The sequence below is a fragment of the Floridaenema evergladense BLCC-F167 genome (genome assembly GCF_041929205.2).
Taxonomy (GTDB): Bacteria; Cyanobacteriota; Cyanobacteriia; order Cyanobacteriales; family Aerosakkonemataceae; genus Floridanema; species Floridanema evergladense.
The window spans coordinates 5573839-5595685 of sequence record NZ_CM171625.1 but is presented as its reverse complement, the minus strand read 5'-3'; the positions used below and the strand labels follow the sequence as shown (position 1 = coordinate 5595685).

General features: G+C 39.2%; 21 protein-coding genes. 14 read left to right on the top strand and 7 right to left on the bottom strand.

Annotation, left to right across the window (positions count from 1 at the left end; genetic code table 11):
* Window positions 1-25: 25 nt before the first annotated feature.
* From ACE1CA_RS26840 to ACE1CA_RS26810, 7 genes are all read left to right on the top strand, one after another.
* On the top strand, window positions 26-2125 hold the full coding sequence (locus tag ACE1CA_RS26840) for a GGDEF domain-containing response regulator (RefSeq protein ID WP_413278701.1): 2100 nt from the start codon (window positions 26-28) through the stop codon (window positions 2123-2125).
* 3 nt (window positions 2126-2128) lie between these two features.
* A complete protein-coding gene (locus ACE1CA_RS26835) occupies window positions 2129-2950 on the top strand; it encodes a prepilin peptidase (protein WP_413278702.1) in 822 nt (273 codons plus the stop codon).
* A gap of 601 nt (window positions 2951-3551) precedes the next feature.
* Window positions 3552-4499, top strand: coding sequence for an acetyl-CoA carboxylase, carboxyltransferase subunit beta (gene accD / locus ACE1CA_RS26830; protein ID WP_413278703.1), 948 nt, complete (start codon window positions 3552-3554; stop codon window positions 4497-4499).
* Between the two features lie 200 nt (window positions 4500-4699).
* Window positions 4700-5455 (top strand): class I SAM-dependent methyltransferase, encoded by a 756-nt coding sequence (locus ACE1CA_RS26825; RefSeq protein ID WP_413278704.1) that lies wholly within the window; start codon window positions 4700-4702, stop codon window positions 5453-5455.
* A 35-nt stretch (window positions 5456-5490) separates the two neighbouring features.
* Window positions 5491-6468, top strand: a complete 978-nt coding sequence (locus ACE1CA_RS26820) for a glycosyltransferase family 2 protein (protein WP_413278705.1) — start codon at window positions 5491-5493, stop codon at window positions 6466-6468.
* A gap of 61 nt (window positions 6469-6529) precedes the next feature.
* Window positions 6530-7495, top strand: coding sequence for a glycosyltransferase family 2 protein (locus ACE1CA_RS26815; protein WP_413278706.1), 966 nt, complete (start codon window positions 6530-6532; stop codon window positions 7493-7495).
* Window positions 7496-7511: 16 nt separating this feature from the next.
* A complete protein-coding gene (locus ACE1CA_RS26810; RefSeq protein ID WP_413278707.1) occupies window positions 7512-8762 on the top strand; it encodes a glycosyltransferase family 4 protein in 1251 nt (416 codons plus the stop codon).
* Here ACE1CA_RS26810 and ACE1CA_RS26805 read toward each other — a convergent pair whose 3' ends face one another.
* Window positions 8763-9593, bottom strand: coding sequence for a glycosyltransferase family 2 protein (locus ACE1CA_RS26805; RefSeq protein ID WP_413278708.1), 831 nt, complete (start codon window positions 9591-9593; stop codon window positions 8763-8765).
* Window positions 9594-9681: 88 nt separating this feature from the next.
* Between ACE1CA_RS26805 and ACE1CA_RS26800 the strand changes: the two genes are divergently transcribed.
* The gene (locus tag ACE1CA_RS26800; RefSeq protein WP_413278709.1) at window positions 9682-10584 is read left to right on the top strand and encodes a glycosyltransferase family 2 protein; all 903 of its coding nucleotides are present in this window, start codon (window positions 9682-9684) and stop codon (window positions 10582-10584) included.
* A 2-nt stretch (window positions 10585-10586) separates the two neighbouring features.
* On the opposite strand, the gene ACE1CA_RS26795 is transcribed toward ACE1CA_RS26800, so the two are convergent.
* Complete coding sequence (locus tag ACE1CA_RS26795) at window positions 10587-11702, bottom strand: glycosyltransferase (protein WP_413278710.1); 1116 nt, start codon at window positions 11700-11702, stop codon at window positions 10587-10589.
* Window positions 11703-12073: 371 nt separating this feature from the next.
* Here ACE1CA_RS26795 and ACE1CA_RS26790 point away from each other — a divergent pair, with 371 nt between their 5' ends.
* A complete protein-coding gene (locus tag ACE1CA_RS26790) occupies window positions 12074-12721 on the top strand; it encodes a pentapeptide repeat-containing protein (protein WP_413278711.1) in 648 nt (215 codons plus the stop codon).
* A 71-nt stretch (window positions 12722-12792) separates the two neighbouring features.
* Here ACE1CA_RS26790 and radA read toward each other — a convergent pair whose 3' ends face one another.
* Window positions 12793-14328, bottom strand: a complete 1536-nt coding sequence (gene radA / locus ACE1CA_RS26785) for a DNA repair protein RadA (protein ID WP_413278712.1) — start codon at window positions 14326-14328, stop codon at window positions 12793-12795.
* Between the two features lie 175 nt (window positions 14329-14503).
* On the opposite strand from radA, the gene rpaB (ACE1CA_RS26780) reads away from it, so the two are divergent.
* The 4 genes from rpaB (ACE1CA_RS26780) (at window position 14504) to ACE1CA_RS26765 (ending at window position 17633) form a co-directional block, all read left to right on the top strand.
* Window positions 14504-15238, top strand: a complete 735-nt coding sequence (gene rpaB, locus ACE1CA_RS26780) for a response regulator transcription factor RpaB (RefSeq protein WP_193982543.1) — start codon at window positions 14504-14506, stop codon at window positions 15236-15238.
* A gap of 441 nt (window positions 15239-15679) precedes the next feature.
* Window positions 15680-16414 (top strand): response regulator transcription factor RpaB, encoded by a 735-nt coding sequence (gene rpaB / locus ACE1CA_RS26775; RefSeq protein WP_413278713.1) that lies wholly within the window; start codon window positions 15680-15682, stop codon window positions 16412-16414.
* A gap of 10 nt (window positions 16415-16424) precedes the next feature.
* A complete protein-coding gene (locus ACE1CA_RS26770) occupies window positions 16425-17090 on the top strand; it encodes a cofactor assembly of complex C subunit B (protein ID WP_413278714.1) in 666 nt (221 codons plus the stop codon).
* 9 nt (window positions 17091-17099) lie between these two features.
* Window positions 17100-17633: a DUF456 domain-containing protein gene (locus tag ACE1CA_RS26765; RefSeq protein WP_413278715.1), complete on the top strand. Its 534-nt coding sequence runs from the start codon at window positions 17100-17102 to the stop codon at window positions 17631-17633.
* Here ACE1CA_RS26765 and ACE1CA_RS26760 read toward each other — a convergent pair.
* The 4 genes from ACE1CA_RS26760 to rfbB form a co-directional block, all read right to left on the bottom strand.
* Window positions 17586-18086, bottom strand: a complete 501-nt coding sequence (locus tag ACE1CA_RS26760) for a GNAT family N-acetyltransferase (protein ID WP_413278716.1) — start codon at window positions 18084-18086, stop codon at window positions 17586-17588. The genes ACE1CA_RS26765 and ACE1CA_RS26760 overlap by 48 nt on opposite strands.
* Window positions 18087-18123: 37 nt before the next feature.
* Window positions 18124-18372: a hypothetical protein gene (locus tag ACE1CA_RS26755; RefSeq protein ID WP_413278717.1), complete on the bottom strand. Its 249-nt coding sequence runs from the start codon at window positions 18370-18372 to the stop codon at window positions 18124-18126.
* Window positions 18373-18391: 19 nt separating this feature from the next.
* Window positions 18392-18841, bottom strand: a complete 450-nt coding sequence (locus ACE1CA_RS26750) for a DUF29 domain-containing protein (RefSeq protein ID WP_413278718.1) — start codon at window positions 18839-18841, stop codon at window positions 18392-18394.
* Between the two features lie 155 nt (window positions 18842-18996).
* Window positions 18997-20088: a dTDP-glucose 4,6-dehydratase gene (rfbB, locus tag ACE1CA_RS26745; protein WP_413278719.1), complete on the bottom strand. Its 1092-nt coding sequence runs from the start codon at window positions 20086-20088 to the stop codon at window positions 18997-18999.
* Window positions 20089-20598: 510 nt separating this feature from the next.
* Between rfbB and ACE1CA_RS26740 the strand changes: the two genes are divergently transcribed.
* Window positions 20599-21801 (top strand): CapA family protein, encoded by a 1203-nt coding sequence (locus tag ACE1CA_RS26740; protein WP_459563633.1) that lies wholly within the window; start codon window positions 20599-20601, stop codon window positions 21799-21801.
* Window positions 21802-21847: the final 46 nt, after the last annotated feature.

The window sequence follows — 21847 nt, the reverse complement described above, 5'->3', positions numbered from 1 at the left end:
TTCAAGCATAATAAATAAGGTAAAGATGGAACCAGCCAAAATTTTAATAGTCGAAGATGAAGCAATTGTCGCTATAGATTTACAAACAACTTTGGAAGATTTGGAATATATAGTGACAGCAGTGGTTGAATCGGGGGAAATGGCAATTGAAAAAGCTAGAGAAACTCAACCTGATTTAATTTTAATGGATATTAGATTAGCAGGGCAAGTTGATGGCATTGAAGCAGCTGAGGTGATCCGATCGCAATTAGATATTCCAGTAATTTATTTAACCGCTTATTCAGATAAAGAAACTTTAAACCGTGCTAGATTAACATTGCCATTTGGTTACTTAATTAAACCTTTTGAAGATAGAGAATTGCAAACTACTATTGAAATGGCATTGTATAAACATCAGATAGAAAAGCAGTTACGAGAAAATACTCAATGGTTTACAGCTATACTTAAAAGTATTAGTGATGGAGTAATTGCTAACGATCGTCAAGCTTGCGTTACTTTTATGAATCCGATCGCGGAAAATCTAACAGGTTGGCAACAGGAAGAAGCAATGGGGAAAAGTTTTTTAGAGGTTTTCCAAGTAATTAATGAAATCGATCGCACTCCCATTAATATTCCTTTAACAGAAGTGTTAGAAACAGGTAATACTATTAATTTACCTCCTGAAACTTTACTAGTGACAAAAAACGGTAAACTAGTGCCAATAGGAGATAGCGCCGCACCAATTAAAGATAATAAAGGTAAAATTAAAGGTACAGTCTTGGTTTTTCGGGATATTTCTGGACAAAAACAGGCGGAAGCTAAATTATCCTATCAAGCATTTCACGATTCATTGACGGATTTACCAAATCGAGCTTTATTCTTAACAAGACTGCAACAAGCAATCGAACAAACAAAACAGCAGCAAAATTACTTATTTGCGGTATTATTTGTAGATATCGATCGTTTTAAAGTAGTCAATGATAGTTTAGGACATATTATCGGAGATCAACTACTAATTGCGATCGCATCTCGGATCAAAAATTGTTTGCCCACGATTCATACGGTTGCTCGGTTAGGCGGAGATGAATTTGCTATCCTATTAGAAAATGTTGCCAATACTCAAGCTGTTTGTGCTATTGCCAACCTCTTGATTAGAGAATTAAGTCTGCCTTTCATCGTCCAAGATTATGAATTATTTGTTAATGCCAGTATCGGTATTGTCATGAGTTCGGAAACTTTTGACGGGAGCGAAACTTTGCTTCGTAATGCTAACATTGCTATGTATCGAGCCAAGCGATTTGGTGGATCTCAATATCAAATATACGATCGCTCCATGCACGCGCAAGTTATAGTACAACTACAATTAGAAACCGAACTTCGTAGAGCAATCGAACGCCAAGAATTTGTAGCTTACTATCAACCAATTGTTTCATTAACTAACAGCCGAATTATCGGTTTTGAAGCTTTAGTGCGCTGGCAACATCCGCAACGTGGTTTAATAAATCCTGGGGAATTTATTACTTTAGCTGAAGAAACTGGATTAATAGTACAAATTGATTGGTTAATCATGCGTCAAGCTTGTCAACAACTGAAATTATGGCAAGAGCAAATACCATTTGCTCAATCTTTAACTATGTCAGTGAATCTTTCCGGTAAACAATTTGCTCAAGCAAATTTGGTTGAAAAAATTACACAAGTTTTACAAGCTATTGATTTAAATCCCAGCTTCTTAGATATAGAAATTACCGAAAGTACCATTATAGAAAATGCTGAATTTGCGATCGCGGTAATTCAACAACTAAAAGAGTTAGGAATTGAAGTTCACATAGATGATTTTGGCACGGGTTATTCTTCCTTAAGCTATCTGCATCGCTTTCCTAGTAATACCCTGAAAATCGATCGCTCTTTTATCAGCAGTATCGATCAGGATACTCACAGTTTAGAAATTTCCAAAGCAATTGTAATCTTATCACATAACTTAGGCATAGAAACAATTGCCGAAGGAATAGAAACATTACCACAACTAACGAAACTCCGCGAATTAAACTGTGAATATGGGCAAGGTTATCTTTTTTCTGCACCCCTAGATTGGGAAGCAGCAACCAACTTTATTAGATCGCAAATGCAAAACTTACAGGGAGAATGAAAAGTGGATATTTTAATAGAATTATCCCTCAATATATTTGTATTTTTCTTAGGTTCATGTTTTGGTAGTTTTCTCAATGTAGTTATTTACCGATTACCAGCCGGATTATCCTTACTTCATCCACCTTCTCGCTGTCCTAAATGCTTAAATCAACTAAAACCTTATGATAACGTTCCGGTTTTTGGTTGGTTATGGTTGCGGGGGCGTTGTCGCTATTGTCACAGCAAAATTTCGCTCCGCTATCCTTTAGTAGAATTAGCAACGGGAATCTTATTTTTGTTAGTCTTCTGGCAGTTCGGTTTCTCCTTACAAACCCTTGCTTATTGGGCATTTTTATGCTGGTTATTAGCCCTGGCTTTAATTGATTTAGATACCATGACTTTACCCAATCCTCTAACTCAATCCGGGCTAATTATTGGTTTATTATTTCAATTTTTACTAGGCTATGTACCAAATTACGCTTTAACCCAAGGAATTAATCAGTTATTCGCAGGTATATTGGGTGCGGTTTTAGGAATTTGGATATTTGATTTGATTATTATTGTAGGTTCAACGATCTTCGGACAAGCTGCAATGGGCGGAGGAGATGCCAAACTAGCCGCTATGATGGGAACTTGGTTGGGTTGGAAGTATTTATTATTAGCTGGATTTTTGGCTTGTTTAATCGGATCGCTTGTGGGCGGAGGAGCGATCGCCCTTGGCTTACTCAGCCGACGACAAGCTATGCCCTTTGGCCCTTTCTTAGCACTGGGGGCAGCGATAACTGTTTTCTTTGGTGAGCTAATTTTATCAACCTATTTAAAAGTATTTTTTCCCTTGAGCTAGAACATCGATTCAGTATTGTCGTCGGCGATGAGAAACCGGGTTTCTTTCGCTCGCACAGTCAATATTTCGTTACCCCAAGTCAAAGAAACCCGGTTTCTGGGATTACTGAATTGGTGTTCTAGGAATTCGTTTGAGTTTGTTGATTCGGAATATGACTGTGTATAACTACAACCCATTTACCTGTCTTTGGGTCACGATACGTGGTAAAAGGATTCGGCTTTAAATATTTGTCGTAAACCTTCATTTGGCTATAGTCTCCCAATGGTAACTATGAAATATATTCTAGTTCGGAGCAGAATTCTCCTAGCGTGATTCCTAACAAGGAAACAAGTGACTTCCCTGATGTTTAAATGTAATTTATATCACATTAGAGTTGTGATTTGCTCCAAGCATTAGCATTAAATATACTAAAGTCTGGCGGTTTTGCCTAGATATTATGTTATAATTTCTAAATGCTGAAAAATAAAGCAATTTAAAAAACAGCTTGAAATCCTCCCTTCCTTGGTTGAAGTAGGAAAGAAATAGACCTCCATTCATACTAAGATCGAGTTTCCAAAGCAGTTTAGATAATACCCAGGCTTAGTTAGCAAAAATTATTTTCATGTCTTTATTTGATTGGTTTGCAAATCGGAAGAAATCCAACAGTCCCATTAGTCGAGAACGGCAAGAAAGAGAAATTGCCGATGGACTGTGGACGAAGTGTGAAGCTTGTGGTGTGGTGGCTTATACCAAAGACCTGAAAGCTAACCAAATGGTTTGTCGGGACTGCGGTCATCACATCAGAATTTACAGTAACGATCGCATCCGTCAGTTGATAGATAATAATACTTGGATAGCGATGGATGAGGGTGTGCGTCCCACAGATCCGCTGCAATTTCGCGATCGCAAAACATATCGCGATCGACTGCGAGACACCCAAGAAAAAACAAATTTAGTCGATGCAGTCAATACCGGAATTGGACTACTCGAAGGCGAAAGAATCGCTTTAGGAGTAATGGACTTCCGGTTTATGGGTGGCAGCATGGGTTCAGTAGTCGGCGAAAAACTGACTCGGGTGATTGAAAGAGGGACACTGGAACGCTTACCCGTAATCATAGTTTGTGCCTCTGGTGGAGCCAGAATGCAAGAAGGAATGTTGAGCTTGATGCAAATGGCAAAAATCTCAGCCGCCTTAGAACGTCACAGAGAAGCCAGACTGCTTTACATTCCCGTATTAACTCACCCGACAACCGGAGGCGTAACCGCCAGTTTTGCCATGTTAGGGGATATTATTCTGGCAGAACCAAAAGCGACGATCGGCTTTGCAGGCAAACGAGTCATCGAGCAAACCCTAAGAGAAAAATTACCAGAAGGTTTCCAGACTTCTGAGTATTTGTTACAGCATGGTTTCGTAGATGCGATCGTCCCCAGAACCAACCTTAAATCCACACTAGCCCAACTAATTCGCCTCCATCGTCCCCAACCAACCCACTCAACTAGCCATCACGTTTCCCTATCAGGAGTAATAAACGTCGGTACAGAACGCTACGCACCAGTTTCCCCAGAGTAAAATCTTTTAGGGGGGAAGCGATCGGAGCAGCTTCAGAAGCAAAAAGAGTTAAATTTATTAATTTGTAGTTGTCTGACTATTCCCGTCACATTAGCTAAGGAGAAGGCTGGACAATAATTTTGCCTTTTCCTCTAGCATTGTCAGTTACTTATTTGAGACTATACTCGTAGTAGCTTTCTATAGGGTTAATGGGCGAAAAAATGAAAACTAGTGCTCAATCAGCAATGTATGCCAAGCACGCGCAGCTAATGCAAGCACGCCAGCAAAATTATTTTGATAAGCCTAGTATTGAAGCTTTATCCCTGATTCCCGAAGATGTTCAGCGCGTATTAGAAGTAGGTTGTGGTGGTGGTGCAACACTACGGACTTTAAAAGAAAGTCGTCTTAAAGAAGGACGTATCTGTGAAGTTGTGGGAGTGGATATTGAGGCAGGAGCGATTTCACGAGCTAAGGAATATTTGGATGCTGCTTATTTAATGAATGTCGAAGAAGACGAATTAACTGACTATCCCCCTAGCTATTTTGACTTGTTAATTATGCAATATGTTTTGGAACACTGTGTTAATCCTTGGGCAGCTTTGCGCCAATGGTTAGCCTTATTACGTCCGGGTGGTTATCTGATAGCTGGAGTACCAAATATTGCTAATTATAAATTTCTGAAACGCTTAATATTAAAAGATGAATTTACTTACGAACCTGCTGGTATTGTTGATTGGACGCATTTGCGATATTTTACTCGCACTTCTTTCAACGAACTTTTAACAGGTGCAGGTTTAACAATTTGCGAAACTCTGGGATTGCCAAAAGAAGTAAAAGTTAGTAGTAAGTTCCGTTATTTGATGCGGTTATTTCCGGCGCTAAATCGCTTTACTTATTATGCCTATGTGGTGCTGGCACGTAAGGAAAAGGAAACTCCCGGAGATTATATTCCTTTTAAGAAAACGTACACCCTTTAAATTGTCTACAAAACCAAGGAAGAAATCGCTAATTTATGCCATTAATATCCGTAATCATTCCTCTATACAATAGCGAAAAAACCATTCGCGAAACCCTGGAATCAGTTCTTCAGCAAACATTTTCAGATTTTGAAATTATCGCAGTTAATGATGACTCAAAGGACTCTACGTTAGATATTCTTGCTACCATTAAAGACCCCCGACTTAAAGTATTTTCTTACCCGAATCGAGGTCTAACAGTGAACCGAAATCGAGGTCTGGCTCTAGCTCAAGGAGAATTTATTGCTTTCTTAGATCACGATGATTTGTGGACAGCAGATAAACTGGAATTACAGCTAAAAGCTCTGCAAGAAAATCCCCAAGCAGCAGTTGCTTATAGCTGGGTTGATTTGATTGATGAGTCGAGTCAATTTATTCGTTCCTGTCCCCACTTTAAGGATAGAAGAAATGTCTATGAAAGAGTTTTAACAGATTTTATTGTAGTTGCAATATCCAATCCTCTAATTCGGAAGTCAGCTTTAGAAAAAGTGGGATATCTTGACGAATCTTTATTTGGCCCTGACGACCTAGATTTATTTCTCCGTTTGGCTGAACATTTTGAATTTGAGGTAGTAGAAAAAACTCAATTTTTATATCGCATAACTAATGGTTCAGTTTCTGCTAGTGTGGTTAGGCAAGCAAGAGAAACTTTAAAAGTAATTGAATCAGCTTGCCAACGTTATCCTGAATCTACACAACACTTGCAAAAAAATCTGATTACCAATGTTTATATGCACGGTGCTTTTAGAGCCTTAGACGCAGCCAACGGACGACAAAATGGCATCGCATCAGCTAAATGTTTGTGGGAAGCAATGAAAAATGATCCTTCAGTATTGCGGCGCGGAGGTATAGGGATAGCATTATGTAAAATCGCCGCCTTACTTATATTACCTTCAGGAATGTATCCGAAATTGATTAACCAAGTTAAGCAGGTAAAAAAGTCCATGAATCCGAAAAATAAAACTCAAAGATAAGCCAACTCAAATAAATTATACATTAGTAATCAAACCCGATAACTGAGAATAAAATTAGGTGATGGTAATGCCAAAAGTTAGTATCGTTTTGCCAAATTACAACTACGCCAGATACTTGGATGAGCGCATTCAAAGTTTACTCAACCAAACATACAAAGATTTTGAATTGATTATTTTGGATGATGCTTCCACAGATAATAGTATAGAGATCATAGAGAAATATACAGCAGATCCCAGAGTCAAAACCAAGTATTTTAGTGAAAATAGCGGCTTGCCTTATCAGCGGTGGAACGACGGCGCAGATATGGCAGAGGGAGAATATTTATTAATTGCTGGCGCTGATGACAGTTGCCATCCAACTTTACTAGAAAAATTAGTCGATAAATTAGATAATCATCCTAATGTAGGTTTGAGTTTTAGCCAATCTTGGAAAATAGATAGTGAGGGAAAACGTTTGTCTTCTATGAAGAAATGGACAAATGATTTAAATAAAGAACGATGGAATCAAGATTTTATAGATGCTGGAAAAAATGAAATGCAATATTTGCTTTTCAAAAACACACTTCCCAATGCCAGCGCAGTCTTGATGCGGCGCAATGTCTTTTTAAAGGCGGGAAATTTTAATATAAAAATGCGATTGACTGCTGATTGGTTACAGTGGATTAAGATGCTGGAAATTTCAGATATTTCTTTTCTAGCTAACCCGCTAAATTATTTTCGTCACCATGAAGGTACAGTAACAAGTAAAGCTGTTAAAAGTGGTCTTAGTCTGGAAGAAGCTTATCAAGTTCAAAAATATATAATTAAGAATCCAAACTTGGGTCTTTCTAAAGAAATTATCGATAAAGCTTCTGATATATTTGCAGAATATTGGGTGCAAACAGTTGTTGATACCATTAAGGCGCGTTCAAAAATAGATTTCTCACGCCAAATAAGGGTTTATCGAATCGCCCATAGTATCGACCCAAAAATCACCGAACGGCTAATAAAAAAATTTTCCCGTCGTTTATTAAACTTAATCAAGTAAGTAGGAGACACAAATCTTGAATAAGCCCTCAATTCGCACACTAGTTATTACCAGAGAAATACCCTATCCGCCAATGAATGGATATCTTTTGCGGAATTGGCAAAATATTAGCATTATGACTAAATTTGGTGCTGTTGGTGTTTTTGCTACTTTTGACTCAAAGCAAAATTCAATTGATAGCCTTCCTGGTGTTACTTTGTGGCATCCTTGCAAAATTAATAAACCTTCTTCCTTTGGAGAAACTGTTAAAAGATTAAGTTGGCGGATACGTCCATCGGGAGATTTATTTGTATATAGATTATATAGTCAGACAGCTGCTCAAGAGTTAGAAGAAGTCATTAAAAATTTTCAGCCAGATTTGCTAATTTTTGAAGAAATATGGATGTATCGCTACTTGCCTGTAGTTAAGAAATATAAGTTGCCAATAATATTTGATAATCATAACGTAGAAGCGCTAACCAAAAAATTTTCTAGCAATCAAAGCTGGTTTTCTCAAATCAAAGAAAAGCTACAATTTTTTCAGCATAAAAACATTGAAAGAGAGTTAACTCACCAAGCTAAACAAGTGTGGGTATGCAGTGAAGAAGATACTCATCTCCTACAAGAAGTCTACGGAAAAGTATCAGATATTCGCGTAGTTCCCAATGGTTTGAATGTAGCAAATTATGATAGCGTTCGTTTGGGTAAATGCAGTCTTCCCGAAGGATTAGAAGAGAAACAGCGCAATTTTATATTTATGGGAAATTTTGCCTATCCACCTAATCGAGAAGCTGCTGAATTACTGATTAACGAAATTTACCCACAACTTAGCAAAATTTATCCAGATTGTCGCTTGCTTTTAGTCGGACAAAACCCAAATCAATTTATGCGAGAAGCAGCAAACAAAGAGCCGAGAATTATTGTTACTGGTAGAGTTCCAGAAGTGCTACCTTATCTCGCTGCTGCTAGCGTTGCTGTTATACCTTTGTTACAAGGTGGAGGAACAAGGTTAAAAATTCTCGAAGCTTTTGCTGCTGGATGTCCTGTAGTTAGTACCGCGAAAGGTGCGGAGGGATTAAAAGCTAAAGATGGGGAACATTTGTTAATTAGAGATCAGATGGATGAAATTGTTGCGGGAGTATCGCAAATTTGGTCTGAGCCTAATTTAGCAGAAAAACTTGCTAATTCTGCTTATGAATTGGTAAAAAATGAGTATTCTTGGGAAGCGGTAAGTCGCCAAGTGGAACCTGCCATAAGTGCAATTGTTTCGGGATTTACTCAAGGATAGCTATTTGGTGTTTTTGGGTGAATTTTGCCCAAAAATTTTATTTAGTCTAACTTTAATAGATGAGGATAATTTGTCGGGATATTCAATAAAATATCGCAATCTAATATTTAGGTATTCCCAAACAAGCAGCACTTTTTCAATAGGAGATAATTTGTTGATATATTGGGAGACAATGCGATCGTAGTTCTGAAAAGATTCCGATACATTATCGTAAGTTTTAGAACCTGTAATATAGCGATAGTTTCCCCAAGTTTCATCTACATACTTAACTGTTGCTGCTTGAACTGCTTCAAAGATAAAAATTACATCCATGACATATTTTTCTTCCAAGCTATACAACCCGATTTTTTCATGTAAGGATTTATGATAAAAATAGGCTACTGGATTGACCGGAAAATTACGTTCTGCCAAGAGTTGTACAAGCTTTAATTTGCTTGGCTTGTTGACATATTTTAGTTTACCACTATCTAACCAAACATTACAATTTCCTACAAGTAAGGTTGGTTCTGGCAGATTTTGAAAAAGTTCTTTAACGCGGTTTAATACGTTTGGTTCGTAGTAATCATCGACATTAAAAAATCCAATAATTTTATGTTTAGCCAGCGCAATCCCTTTATTCATAGCATCTGATTGTCCGCGATCTTTTTCGGAAATCCAGCGAATGTGTGGGTATTTTTCTGCGTAGTGCTGGACAATCTCTAAAGTTCGATCGGTTGAACCACCATCAACGATGATATGCTCAATATCAGAACAAGCTTGGTCAATCACAACTTTGATACAGGACTCGATAAAGCGATCGCCATTGTAAACTGGTGTAATTATACTAATCATGCTTACCTTTATAATAGTGGTATATATCTTCAACAACCATGTCTCTTAAATTATAGTGTTCCTATCTCACTTGGGGAAAAATTGAGTTATGGCAGAACAACCTAAGTTAAGCATTATCATCAATAACTATAACTATGGTAAATTTTTACCCGATGCAATAGATAGCGCCCTCAATCAAACTTACCCGCATACAGAAGTTATTGTAGTTGATGACGGTTCTACTGACAATTCACGAGAAATTATCACCAATTACCAAGACAAAATCATCCCTATTTTAAAAGACAATAAAGGACAAGCATCAGCTTTTAATATCGGCTTTGCTCAAAGTCGGGGTGAAATTATTTGTATGCTAGATGCTGATGACTTGTTTTTGCCGGAAAAAGCAGCAGAAATCGTGAAGATTTATCAACAGTATCCCGACATTGGTTGGTGTTTTCACACTCTTAAAGTAATGAATCCTGAAACCGGGAAAACTTTTAAAGTTAGTCGTCCTACAACTTTTGGGAATTTAGATTATCGAGATTACATTAAAAGCGGACAAAGACGCTTCGTTCATCCTGCCACATCTGGTATTACTTATCGACGTTCTTTATTAAGTTTAATTCTTCCTATGCCGGAAGAACCGCCCTTAAGTGACAATTATATAAAACTTGCTACATATTATTTAAGTTCAGGTTTTTACCTGGATCAAGATTTTGCTATTCAAAGAGTACATGGCGACAATGCCTACACTTTTAGGTTTGACAAATTGCCTTATAGAGCTAGATTAGATGTAGTAACAGCTTATTGGTTAAAGCAAAAATTCCCTGAATTATCCAAATTTACCAATAAAGTTTTTGCCGATGGAATTAGCACCTATTGGCGTTGTGGTGGAGTGGAAAAAGACTATAAAAAACTTGTGCAAAATTATTGGTCTTCTGTTTCTCCACTAGAAGCTTTAGAGATTTTGGGCAGATGCCTTTATCGCATTGTCAAAAAACAGTACAATTAACTTTAATTGGTTTTAGAAACGCCGAGAACTTCTAAATATTTTTGCGTGGCATATTCTAAGGTAAATTGCTGCAACCAAGTTCGATCGACTTTTTTATAATCACCAGCTAATACTCGCAAAATTGCTGCTGCCATTGCTTCGCTGTCACCCACTGGCACTAATTCCCCGTATTTACCATTATCTAAAATTTCCGCAGGGCCACTGGGACAATTAGTAGAAACTACGGGAGTTCCTGATGCCATTGCTTCTACTAAAACATTACCGAATCCTTCCCAAGCTGAAGATAAAGCAAGTAGCGCTGAACGCGCCATGTACGCATAAGGATTTGATACAAAATTGATCCAACCAACATGATTTTCTATGTCTAATTCTCGGACTAAATTATTAAGTTGCTCTCGTTCTTGTCCACTTCCTAGTATTAATAATTTAGCTTTGCGCTGTTTTAAAACTTTTGCAAAAGCCCGAATTAAAGTGGGATAATCTTTTTGAGCAATTAATCTTCCTACTGCTAATATTACTGGAGGTTGTCCGCTGGCAAACCAAGGATGTTCTACTGGTTCTTTTGCCTTTTCTTCTATGTCTGGTGTGACTACTGGATTGTAAATTACTTTGATGCGTTCTTGGGGAATTTTTGTGACATTTGCTAAGTCGGTGGCAACTCCTTGGGAAACTGCAATAATGCCATCAGCCCAAGGATAAAATAATTTTGCAGCTATGGGAGTTAGGCGTGCTGTTAACTGTGGTAAACGCTTGGCTTCTACTGATAAAGTGTTGTGTTCGGATACGATGATTCTAGTAGAAACTCCGGCTAAACGTTTTGCCCACAAAGCAATTTCACAGGGATAATGCAAGGCGGAAAGTAAGGCAAAAGGTTGCTCTTTTTTTAGGTAATTTGTGAGTTTGGGAATGCTTGTGGGTAATTTGGGTGCTTGTAAGTCTACTACTCGCACGTTGGGATGTACTTCCGCATCATAAGTAGCTTTAATTCTGGTAAGTACTAAGTCTACTTTTAATCCTTTTTCGACAAAGCTACGTGATAAGTTTACCATTACTTTTTCTGCTCCGCCTCCAGCTAAGGAGCGCAAAAAAATGGCAATGTGGGAGGGTGTTTTATTCATCTGAATAGGTGATTTTAAAGTTTACCTAATTTTGACTTGTCAAGTGTCTGAAAAATTAGTAACGCAAGTTGCTAGTTATTATTCCCCCTTGAGTAAGGGGGGTTAGGGGGGATCTAACGCTGTGGTTAATAGGTTTAGATCCCCCCAACCCCCTTACTCAAGGGGGGCTAAGAAAGAACTAGATTTATAATTAGCAACTTGAATTAGTATATCTGATTACACAGATTTTCATTATTATATGATATGTCAAATGACCAAAAAATGCAATTAGGAACAGCAAATTTTTTGGGCAATTTTTAAAATTAAATTCCTATTTAAAACCTCAGCCATAAGAGAAAATATTATTGCTTCTACATGAGTTCAATAAAGTTATGAAATTTAAACTAATGCCAGTGTTATTACCTTTGGCAGTTATCACTATGACTCTTTCAGTTTACTCTGCTGTGCCTGGTCACATTCAACAACTGCAACAAACTAAACGGTGTGAGAGATGTGATTTGAGTGGCGCTAACTTGCAAGGAGCTAATTTGAGTTATGCGAAAATAGATGGATCTAAATTGAACGGTGCTAATTTAAGCTCTGCAAATTTAAATTATGCCACCCTTAGTAGTATAGACTTCTACGGAGCTAACTTAAGCGGAGCTATTTTAACTAACGCTTATTTCAGATATGCTTATTTAGCAAATACTAATTTGAGTGGAGTGAATTTAAAAGGAAGTGAATTTGCAACGGCTTATTTATCACAAGGAGTTAACCTAAGTTCTGCTAATCTTTCTGGTCTAGATCTTAGCAATGTTACTTGGTTTCGTGTTAACTTGAGTCGTGCTAACTTAAGTGGTGCTAATTTAAATAATGCCGTATTAATTAATGTTGATTTGAGTGGAGCCAATTTAAGTGGAGCTAATTTGAGGTACGCTAAACTCCAAAACGCCAATCTTCAGGGAGCTAATTTGAAGGGTGCTAATTTGTGTAACGCTACTTTGCCGGGTGGACAAGTTTCTCAGCAGGGTTGTCGTTAAGGAGTTGCTGCGCTTTAGAACTCTTATTAGCACTGAAATAGTAGCGCTAAAGCGCAACAACGTACCTATCTTTATTCCTCGAAGTTCTCTTCCTCTTCATCGTCGGAAAATTCGTCGCCACCGAAGCGGGGTTGTGCGGGAATGGCGGCTACGATCGCATCAATCACCTTAGAAACCGGAACAATTTCTAAACCATAATCGGGGAATTTTTGACCTTTGGGAACGATCGCTTTTTGAAACCCAAGTTTCGCTGCTTCTTTTAACCTTAATTCCATTTGGGAAACAGAGCGAACTTGTCCGCCTAAACCGACTTCGCCAATTAACACGGTGCGAGGATCGACAATCCGATCGCGAAAACTCGCCACCACTGCGATCGCAATTCCCAAATCTACCGCTGGTTCTTCCACATTTAAACCACCAGCAGAAGCTACATAAGCATCCAATTTCGATAAAGGAATTCCCACCCGTTTTTCCAACACTGCCAAAATTTGTAACAGGCGATTGTAGTCAACTCCCGTAGTAGAACGACGGGGACTAGAATAACTTGTCGGACTTACTAAAGCTTGCAATTCCACTACTAACGGACGAGTGCCTTCACAAGCAACAACGATCGCCGTTCCCGGTGCAACTTCGTCCCGATTTCCTAAGAATAATTCCGAAGGATTGGCAACTTCTCTTAATCCCCGATCGGCCATTTCAAAAATGCCGATTTCGTTGGTTGCGCCAAAGCGATTTTTTACCGATCGCAATAACCGATGGGAAGCAAAGCGATCGCCTTCAAAATACAATACCGTGTCTACCAAATGTTCTAAAACTCTGGGGCCTGCGATCGCTCCTTCCTTAGTAACGTGACCCACAATTAACATCGTTATATCATCACGTTTCGCCACCTTCATTAACGCCGCAGTACATTCCCTTACCTGCGCCACCGAACCAGGCGCAGAAGTCATTGACGGTAAAAAAATCGTTTGAATACTATCAATTACAGCTAAATTTGGTTTCAGAGATTCTAACTCCTTTAAAATCTCCTCCAAATCAGTTTCAGCTAACACATAAAGTTTTGGTTCACTTACCTCCGGTAACTCCAAATTTTCTGCTGAATCTGTCGATTCTGACTTTTCCATCTCCGAATTAAAATTCTCACCAACACCCAAACGAGAAGCTCTCAACTTTACTTGTTGTCCCGACTCTTCGCCAGAAACATAAAGAATGCGTCGTTCCTCAGAAAGTCGATTTGCCACCTGAAGCAACAAGGTAGATTTACCAATTCCGGGATCTCCACCAATCAAAACCAAAGAACCCGGAACTACTCCCCCACCTAACACTCGATTAAATTCTCCGTAGCCAGAAGACCACCTTGCTTGTTGTCTGTCAGTAATTTGGGAAAATTTTAAAGACAACCTGGGCTTTGGTTCATCATGCACCGCTGATTTACCATTACTCCGAGTCCCTCCCTGCCAACTACCACGACTGGGAAGAGCAGATGATTGAGTGATGAGCTGTTCTTCGAGGGAATTGTAAGTATTACAGGCAGGACACTTACCAAACCATTGTGGAGACTCGGCCCCGCATTCATTACATATATAAGTAGTTCGAGGCTTAGGCATTGTGTTAATTGTAAAAAAGTGTAAACATTAGCTCCTAATTCTTAAATTAGCTTCAAATGCAGCAAGCATAAGAATTTCGGCTAAAAAGAACTGAACTCTTTAGGGTAATATCTTAATTAATGGTACTAAAAATTAATGAAGAGAAACGCTACAGATTTAAGGAGATTTGAGTAACTTGGAAAGCCACAAAGAGAAAATTTTGGTGGTAGACGATGAAGCCAGCATTCGCAGAATTTTGGAAACTCGTCTGTCGATGATTGGCTATGATGTCGTCACTGCTGCCGATGGGGAGGAAGCCTTAGAAACCTTTCGCAATGCCACTCCTGATTTAGTAGTTTTGGACGTAATGATGCCAAAACTCGATGGTTATGGTGTTTGTCAGGAATTGCGAAAAGAATCGGATGTACCCATCATTATGTTAACGGCTTTAGGAGATGTAGCCGATCGCATCACAGGCTTAGAATTGGGCGCAGATGATTATGTCGTCAAACCCTTTTCCCCTAAAGAATTAGAAGCTCGTATCCGTTCCGTACTTAGACGGGTAGACAAAAGCGGCATTTCCGGTATCCCCAGTTCCGGTGTCATCACAGTTGTCAATATTAAAATTGACACCAATAAACGCCAAGTCTACAAAGGTGATGAGCGAATTCGTCTGACTGGTATGGAGTTTAGTTTGTTAGAACTCTTAGTCAGCCGTTCGGGAGAAGCTTTTTCTCGCTCCGAAATCCTCCAAGAAGTATGGGGTTACACTCCCGAACGTCACGTAGACACTCGTGTAGTCGATGTTCACATCTCTCGTTTACGAGCTAAGTTAGAAGATGACCCAAGCAACCCAGAACTGATTCTCACTGCTAGAGGCACAGGCTATCTCTTCCAACGTATTATTGAGCCGGGAGAGGCTGAGAAGTAAGGGACAAGGGGACAAGGGGACAAGGGGACAAGGGGACAAGGGGACAAGGGGACAAGGGGACAAGGTGATAAGAAAACTCTTTAACTCAAGACTTTACCCAAGGGCAAAGCAGCAGAGGAGACAGTTGGAGCAATTTTTGCCTTATAAATTTCAAGGTTTGGATATTCCCCTTTCCTCTTTAACCTTTGAATTGTAGAGGAATATTAAATTTTTTCGATGAATTGACTTAATTAAATTCAAAAAGAGTAACAAATAATAGCTTTTGGTACTCAGTATGAGTTTAAACTAAACATAGGGACAAGAAATAATTCTGTAAAGGTTAACATCGGTTGCTTTCTAATAAACTATTAAAAAAATTTAACTTAACTAGAATTTGTATTATCTTAAAATAAGGTAGTAAAAATTAACAAATTGAAATCTTTAGGTTAACTAATTTTGGCAATGGAAAATCGTAAAGAAAAGATTTTGGTGGTAGATGACGAAGCCAGCATTCGCAGGATTTTGGAAACCCGCCTGTCAATGATTGGTTATGATGTGGTCACTGCTGCTGATGGTGAGGAGGCTTTGGAAACTTTCCGCAATTCTAATCCTGACTTGGTGGTTTTGGATGTGATGATGCCGAAACTTGATGGTTACGGTGTTTGTCAGGAGTTTCGTAAGGAATCGAATGTGCCGATTATTATGCTAACGGCTTTGGGAGATGTAGCCGATCGCATCACAGGCTTAGAATTGGGCGCGGATGATTACGTTGTCAAACCCTTTTCTCCTAAAGAGTTAGAAGCTAGGATTCGTTGCGTGTTGCGTCGGGTAGACAAATCAGGCGGTTCGGGGATTCCCAATTCGGGAGTAATTTCGATCGGTAATGTGAAAATTGACACCAATAAGCGGCAGGTTTACAAGGGCGATCGCAGAATCCGCCTCACAGGAATGGAGTTCAACCTTCTGGAATTGTTGGTGAGTCATGCAGGAGAGGCAATTTCGCGATCGGACATCCTGCAACAAGTCTGGGGGTATACTCCAGAAAGACTGGTAGATACTCGCGTGGTTGATGTTCATGTTTCTCGTTTACGGGCAAAATTAGAAGAAGACCCCAGCAACCCAGAATTGATTCTGACTGCTCGATCGATGGGTTATCAGTTTCAACGCTTGGGCGATTTTGGGGAAAACGAAAAATAATTATCTGTAAATGGCAAGGGACAACAACCAAGTTTTAAAATCTCTCCCGATCGTGGTTGGTGCTTTAGGAGGAACTTTACTCTTCGTCAACCGGATTCTTACCCCAGAATTGGCGGATTCTCAAGCTCGTTCTGATGCTTTAGGTATTTTGTTGAGTGCTTTGTTGATTTTCACTGGGTTACTCTGGCAACAAGTACAACCGCGATCGCCAGAAGCAGTAGAATTGATCGGTAAAGAAGGATTTGAACTCGCCCCAGATTTACCAGAAGCAGTGAAAACCGAACTAGCTTGGGCATCCCTGATGTTGTTAACTAATACTGCCACTCGCACGGTAGTAGTTTGGGATCGAGGTAAAGTTTTATTACGCCGGGGCATTTTGGGCGATAATCCAGAAGTGAAGCCAGGGGCAATTCTACAGCGAGTTATAGACAAGCAAAAACCAGTTTATTTAGTAGATTTAAAACTCTACCCAGGACGGATTGAATTTGATTACCTACCAAGAAATACTCAAGGTGTAATTTGTCAACCGATCGGTAAACGTGGGGTTTTAGTGTTGGGTGCTAATGCGCCACGCAGTTACACCCAGCAAGATGAAAATTGGATTGCCGGAATTGCTGACAAACTAGATGTATGCTTCAGCTGTTACTTAAATGATGTTACACCAGCTGAGATTTGACGAACGCAAATGATAATTTTGTATTGGCTACTGATTGTGTTGATGGTTGTGGGAATTATTGGGGCTTTAGTTCCGGGAATTCCAGGGGCTAGTCTAATTTTAGTTTCCATTTTTGTTTGGGGAGCGATCGACGGCTTTACCCAAGGTGTCTGGATAGCGTTAGCAACAGCCTTAGCAGTTCTGTTGCTGAGTTTGGGCATAGATTTTGTAGCTACTTACTGGGGCGGAAAACAAGCTGGCGCTAGTAACTGGGGACAAATTGGTGCTTTTGTCGGCTTAACTTTGGGATTCTTTGGCTTGCTACCAGCCTTACCTTTTGGCGGGCCACTTTTGGGTATATTAATTGGGCCATTACTAGGTGCTATTATTGGCGAGTTCCTGTATCGCCGTGATTTAGAGTTTGAACCTAGAATTAAGCTGGCAGCACAAGCAGGTGTGGGGATTGTAGTTGGTAATTTGGTTGGTAGGTTGATTCAGGGTGTATTGGCGATCGCTTCAGTAATAGTTTTCATCTTCACTACTTGGCCCCCCGGAGTCACCTAAACTGGCAGCGGAGTTCCGCCTTTTAATAAATTTAATTTGTCCATCTGGTTGAATATCAGCAGGTGTCCAACCAAGATGTAAATAAAATCCATAAGCCCTAATTTTTGGATCGTTACTTGTTAATAACCAAATCTGTTTTATTCCTTCTTGTAACCACAACCATTCTTCAGCTTGCTGCATTAAAGCACGTCCAGCACCACGACCTGTAAAAGAAGGCAAAATAAACATGGCAAAGATGGTTTTTTCGGTGGCATTTGCCATTGAAAAACCAATTGGTCGATCGTCAATTTCTGCAATCCAGGCCCGACAATCAGCGAGCAACATTTCTGCTATAGTTTCTGGAGTAATTCCTAAATCAGCTAACTCTTCACGAGACTGATAATTTTCAATCACGCTAGTTCTAATCTCAAAGAGAGTTTCTATATCTTCAATTTGTGCTTCTCGGATTTTCATGAAGCTGATGTTTATTGGTTTTTTTTACTTGTTCCGGTTAATTAAATTTTAGTACCCGGAGAATGTTGCCGACACTTAAAACAGATAAAATACTTCCGGCACTAAACACACTTAAAATAGTTCCGGCACTTCCAAAACTCAAAATACTGCCAACACCACCAATACTCAAAATACTACCCACACTACCAATACTTAGAATACTTCCAGCACTACCAATACTTAGAATGCTGCGGTAACTTGCTAAACTTAAAAAACCTTGTTCGGGAAGCAACCAAGATATATTCATAATTTGCTCTCCTTTGCAGTTAAATTAAAAAGCTTGAATCAACAACCTGTTCAATTGTAAAAGGCATTTCCACTGGAAAATTTTCCATTGGTTTTTCAGTTTCTTTAGCAGCATCTCTCCTAGCGCGTCGATAATATTTGTTTACCCATTCGGAATCTTCAATAAATCTTTTTAAACTCGGAGTATCTTCCAAACAATCCTGAATTTTGTCTCGGCAATTAGAGATTGTGTTATCCCAGCTTTTGGTTCTTTTTTCAGGTTGGTATTGACATTTCAGTAAGTGCATTAAAAGGACTTGTAAATAACTGCCAAGTTCTTTCTGTTCGCTGCGCCCCAAAGTTTCTAATTCCTCAACCAAATTCTCAATATCTAACTTTTCCCAGTAGCCTTTTTTCAATAATTCAGCTTGTTGTTCTGTCCAGAGTAGGAAATCGCGATCGTACAATGTAACATCTTTTGAAAAACTCATAATTTAGTAACTGAAGGCTCTAGATGAAAATTAAACTTCTTGCAAAAGTTTAGATTCGGAACTTTTACCATAGATGACCGCAGATACAGAAAAACACACAAAAATGAAAAGATATGGATACTTTGCTTTTGCAAGAAGTATAAATAATTTGGTGATTAGCTGTAAATTTTGCTGTAATAAGCTTGATACTCTTCAGATAACAAAGGTTTCCACCAAGCTTCGTTATCTAAGTACCATTGAACTGTTTTTCTCATCCCTTCTTTTACAGTAACAGAAGGTTTCCAGCCTAACTCTGTTTGCAATTTTGAGGAGTTAATTGCATATCTTCGATCGTGTCCGGGTCTGTCTTTAACAAAAGTGATTAATTCCTTACAAGGACGTACTGGTAAATTAGGTGCTAATTCATCCATTAACTCGCACAAAATGTGTACTAAGTCAAGATTTTTCACTTCATTATTGCCGCCAATGTTGTAAGTTTCCCCTGGCTTTCCACTATGAATTACTGTGTCTAAAGCCAGACAATGATCTAACACAAATAGCCAATCTCGGATATTTTGACCATCACCATAAACAGGTAAATTCTTACCAATTAAGGCATTAATACACATCAAAGGGATTAACTTTTCAGGAAATTGATAAGGGCCATAGTTATTTGAGCAATTAGTAATAATTGTCGGCATTCCGTAGGTGTGATAATATGCCCGTGCTAGGTGATCGCTGCCAGCTTTTGATGCCGAGTAAGGACTGTTGGGTGCATAAGGTGTAGTTTCGGTAAAAGCTGGGTCGTCGGGGCTTAAAGTACCGTAAACTTCATCGGTGGAAACGTGCAGGAAAAGTCCTGAAGTTAAGGAAGCATTTTTCCAATGTTGGCGGAAAGCTTCCAATAGCGTGAAAGTTCCGACTACGTTGGTTTGCACGAAGGCACCTGGGCCTAAAATTGACCTGTCAACGTGCGATTCAGCGGCGAAATGGGCAACTGTATCAATATTCTCTTCTTGTAAGAGTCGATCGACTAAATCTCGATCGCAAATATTACCTTCGACAAAACGAAAATTTTCCTTTCCCGCCAAAGATGCTAAATTATTACGATTTCCAGCGTAGGTGAGAGCATCCAATACGACCATTCGATCGTCTGGATAGCGATCGCACCAGTGAAGGACGAAATTAGCACCAATAAAACCCGCACCTCCCGTCACCAACAACCGACGAGGTGTTCTAACTTGATCTTTGGAAAAACTATCTGTCATTAGTTGCTATTTTCTCCTCTGTCCGGTTTAAACTTTTTTTCAGTCCGACTATAAACAAGTGTATCAGTTAGGTGTGAGGAGACAATTGTGACTCAGGTGGCTTTGAAACAGAAAAGCATTGTTACCCTGGCGCAGGAAGGCAATCCCGAAGCGATCGCTGCCTTAATTAATCAGGTGATTGCGAAAAAGGGCGTAACTGCGATCGCGAAAACAAAAGATAATTGGCTGCATATCGTTTTGGTTGCAGATGAAATTCCCGATCGATCGGTCTTATTTCGCTTCATTATTGACGGAATTACTCGCCTCAACCCGCGTCATATCGATTGCGTGAGGCTTTACGGGCGCAGAAGCGACCACAAATGGCCCACTTGGACGGAAGCTTTTGATTTAGCCCAAACTCCCTACTTTCCGCCCATTGCACCTCAATTCACTACAGTTCCTCATCCTCTAGAACAAAGAAAGCGCAAACCGCCAAAGTACACAAAAAAGTTCAAAAAAAAGGTTCGTTTAATGTTAGTGGGTGGGGTTACTTGGCTGATGGTAGCCATATTAGGGGTAGTTTTCAGCTATCAAATTAACTCACCTGTTCGCCACAAACGCCAGCAACTACAACCTTTAGAACAAAAAGATCCGACCACTCCAGAAACTCAAACTCCAACTCCTCAAGCTAGTAAAAAACCTACACCAAAAGCCACACAACAACCTGCTGTCGTAACTTCACCTGTCATAGATGATAAAAATTCTATTACGCTTAAAGCTGTGGGAGATATTGTTCCTGGCACCAATTTTCCTAATAATAGATTGCCGCAAAATAAGCAAGAATTGTTTCAAAATGTCAAAGCATATTTACAAGGAGCAGATATACTATTTGGCAATTTTGAAAGTACATTAACTAACTATCCTAATACGGCAAAAGATACTAGCCGTCCAATGGTTCATGCCTTTCGCAATCCGCCAGAGTATGCCAACCTTTTAAAAGAAGTTGGCTTTACTGTGATGAGCGTAGCTAACAATCATTCTTTCGATTTTACCATCAAAGGCTTTGAAGATACGATTAAAAATTTAGAAAGTGCAGGTGTGAAAACTGTAGGGAAGAAAAACCAAATTCTTTATAAGAACATCAAGGGTGTAGATATTGCTTTTATTGGCTTTAGTCATTTGTCTTGGCACAATTCTTTAAATGATTTGCCATCAGCGATCGCACTTGTCAAAGAAGCCCAAAAAAAAGCCAGTTTTGTAATAATTTCTTTTCATGGTGGTGCGGAAGGAACAGGTGCAATGCGAGTTAGAAATCGTCAGGAAAATTTCTACGGAGAAAATCGCGGAAACTTAGTACTTTTTGCTCGCACTCTGATCGATAATGGTGCAGATTTGGTGTTAGGACATGGCCCTCACGTTCCCAGAGCAATGGAATTATATAAAGGCAAATTGATTGCTTATTCTTTGGGAAATTTTGTCGGATATCGGACTTTATCTACTAGAGGTGTGTTAGGAGAATCCTTGATTTTAGAAGTTAAAGTCAACTCCCAAGGAGACTTTATTTCTGGCAAAATTACTCCTGTACAACTAGACAGAAGGGGCATTCCTTATCCCGATCGGGGTAAGAACAGTATTCCAATAATTCGTAATTTAACTAAATTGGATTTTCCCGAAACAGAACTGAAATTTGATTTAAACGGTCACATTATGAAACAGGAAGAAAGAAACGACTAAAATAGTTACAACGGACTAATAACAAAAGGTCTGTTGTAATAAATTC

What these genes read in the sequence shown, in the direction of transcription:
- ACE1CA_RS26840 (WP_413278701.1), top strand. Translation starts at nt 26, where the DNA reads ATGGAACCAGCCAAAATTTTAATAGTCGAAGATGAAGCAATTGTCGCT.
- accD (WP_413278703.1), top strand. Translation starts at nt 3,552, where the DNA reads ATGTCTTTATTTGATTGGTTTGCAAATCGGAAGAAATCCAACAGTCCC.
- ACE1CA_RS26825 (WP_413278704.1), top strand. Translation starts at nt 4,700, where the DNA reads ATGAAAACTAGTGCTCAATCAGCAATGTATGCCAAGCACGCGCAGCTA.
- ACE1CA_RS26820 (WP_413278705.1), top strand. Translation starts at nt 5,491, where the DNA reads ATGCCATTAATATCCGTAATCATTCCTCTATACAATAGCGAAAAAACC.
- ACE1CA_RS26815 (WP_413278706.1), top strand. Translation starts at nt 6,530, where the DNA reads ATGGTAATGCCAAAAGTTAGTATCGTTTTGCCAAATTACAACTACGCC.
- ACE1CA_RS26805 (WP_413278708.1), bottom strand. Translation starts at nt 9,593, where the DNA reads ATGATTAGTATAATTACACCAGTTTACAATGGCGATCGCTTTATCGAG.
- ACE1CA_RS26800 (WP_413278709.1), top strand. Translation starts at nt 9,682, where the DNA reads ATGGCAGAACAACCTAAGTTAAGCATTATCATCAATAACTATAACTAT.
- ACE1CA_RS26795 (WP_413278710.1), bottom strand. Translation starts at nt 11,702, where the DNA reads ATGAATAAAACACCCTCCCACATTGCCATTTTTTTGCGCTCCTTAGCT.
- ACE1CA_RS26790 (WP_413278711.1), top strand. Translation starts at nt 12,074, where the DNA reads ATGAAATTTAAACTAATGCCAGTGTTATTACCTTTGGCAGTTATCACT.
- radA (WP_413278712.1), bottom strand. Translation starts at nt 14,328, where the DNA reads ATGCCTAAGCCTCGAACTACTTATATATGTAATGAATGCGGGGCCGAG.
- rpaB (WP_413278713.1), top strand. Translation starts at nt 15,680, where the DNA reads ATGGAAAATCGTAAAGAAAAGATTTTGGTGGTAGATGACGAAGCCAGC.
- ACE1CA_RS26770 (WP_413278714.1), top strand. Translation starts at nt 16,425, where the DNA reads ATGGCAAGGGACAACAACCAAGTTTTAAAATCTCTCCCGATCGTGGTT.
- ACE1CA_RS26765 (WP_413278715.1), top strand. Translation starts at nt 17,100, where the DNA reads ATGATAATTTTGTATTGGCTACTGATTGTGTTGATGGTTGTGGGAATT.
- ACE1CA_RS26760 (WP_413278716.1), bottom strand. Translation starts at nt 18,086, where the DNA reads ATGAAAATCCGAGAAGCACAAATTGAAGATATAGAAACTCTCTTTGAG.
- ACE1CA_RS26755 (WP_413278717.1), bottom strand. Translation starts at nt 18,372, where the DNA reads ATGAATATATCTTGGTTGCTTCCCGAACAAGGTTTTTTAAGTTTAGCA.
- ACE1CA_RS26750 (WP_413278718.1), bottom strand. Translation starts at nt 18,841, where the DNA reads ATGAGTTTTTCAAAAGATGTTACATTGTACGATCGCGATTTCCTACTC.
- rfbB (WP_413278719.1), bottom strand. Translation starts at nt 20,088, where the DNA reads ATGACAGATAGTTTTTCCAAAGATCAAGTTAGAACACCTCGTCGGTTG.
- ACE1CA_RS26740 (WP_459563633.1), top strand. Translation starts at nt 20,599, where the DNA reads ATGTTAGTGGGTGGGGTTACTTGGCTGATGGTAGCCATATTAGGGGTA.